This window comes from Streptomyces flavochromogenes (genome assembly GCF_000717595.1).
In the GTDB taxonomy this organism is placed as follows: Bacteria; Actinomycetota; Actinomycetes; order Streptomycetales; family Streptomycetaceae; genus Streptomyces; species Streptomyces flavochromogenes.
The window spans coordinates 1-263 of record NZ_JNZO01000132.1; the positions used below are offsets into that span (position 1 = coordinate 1).

Below are 263 nucleotides of genomic sequence, written 5' to 3' on the forward strand. Positions count from 1 at the left end.
GCGGCCGCGCAGCGGTTCCTGATGCAGCAGGACGGCATCGTCGGCTTCACCCAGGAGGTGCTGTCGGGCGCCCTGCGTTCCATCGTGGGCCGGATGTCGGTCGAGGACATCATCCGGGACCGGGCCGCGTTCGCCGGTCAGGTCGCCGAGGAGGCGGAGGCCAGCCTGTCCGGCCAGGGCCTGGTCCTCGACGCCTTCCAGATCCAGGACATCACCACCGAGGGCTCGTACCTGGAGGACCTCGGCCGCCCCGAGGCCGCCCG

1 protein-coding gene is annotated in these 263 nt (G+C 72.2%); it reads left to right on the forward strand.

Features of this window, described 5'->3' with window-relative positions:
* Positions 1 to 263: flotillin family protein (locus IF00_RS0140580; protein ID WP_030327180.1), on the forward strand; the 263-nt coding region annotated here is incomplete at both ends.